This is a genomic window from Oleiphilus sp. HI0080, from assembly GCF_001635135.1.
This window is the reverse complement of the sequence record NZ_LWFU01000252.1, coordinates 1-690: the sequence shown is the minus strand read 5'-3', so window position 1 is coordinate 690 and position 690 is coordinate 1. Positions and strand designations below refer to the sequence as shown.

Annotated in this window: 1 protein-coding gene; it reads left to right on the top strand. The window is 46.2% G+C overall.

Annotated features, from left to right (window positions below; all coding sequences use genetic code 11):
* Positions 1–651 (top strand): 5'-nucleotidase (locus tag A3751_RS02690; protein WP_068451792.1); only part of this gene is annotated, 651 nt, incomplete at its 5' end.
* Between the last annotated feature and the right edge of the window lie 39 nt (positions 652–690).

The following is a 690-nucleotide window of genomic DNA, read 5'->3' as shown; positions in this document are numbered from 1 at the left end:
GGTTTGGATATTTCGCGAGCCGCGTTCTTAACGGGTTCATCTCCGTTTCCGTATATTCCAGCGTTTAATGCATCACTATTTCTTTCTCAGAATGAAGCAGACGTAAAAAGTGCAATTAACGTGAATTATCCAGCCGGCATCGTGATGCCTTCAAAAGTGAATGATGATGAAACGGATGTTGAGCTAAGAGTGGCCTTCGACTTTGACGGCGTGATCGCTGATGACGAAGCGGAAACGGTATATAAGCAAGGCGATCTTAACGACTTCGAACAACACGAAACCAGTAAACAAACGACACCTCATAATCCAGGCCCGCTAGCGGACTTGTTTAGAAAATTAGCAGGCATCCAGCGCCTCGAAACAGAAGCACAAAAGAGAGATGCAAGCTACAAGCGGGTGCTGCGAACAGCCATTGTAACCGCACGAAATGCACCGTCTCATGAACGTGTAATCACCACGCTTGAAAGCTGGGGTGTTTGGGCTGATGAAACCTTCTTTCTCGGAGGTATGGAAAAGAACCGAATACTCGGTGTACTAAAGCCCCATATGTTTTTCGACGACCAGCGCACGCACCTTCTTCCGACAGGCGATAATGTACCGATGGTACATATACCATTTGGTGTTGCGAATAGCGCGAATAAATCTGAGTAAAAGACTGGCTAACAGGGAGATATGAGTTTATGGAAATAG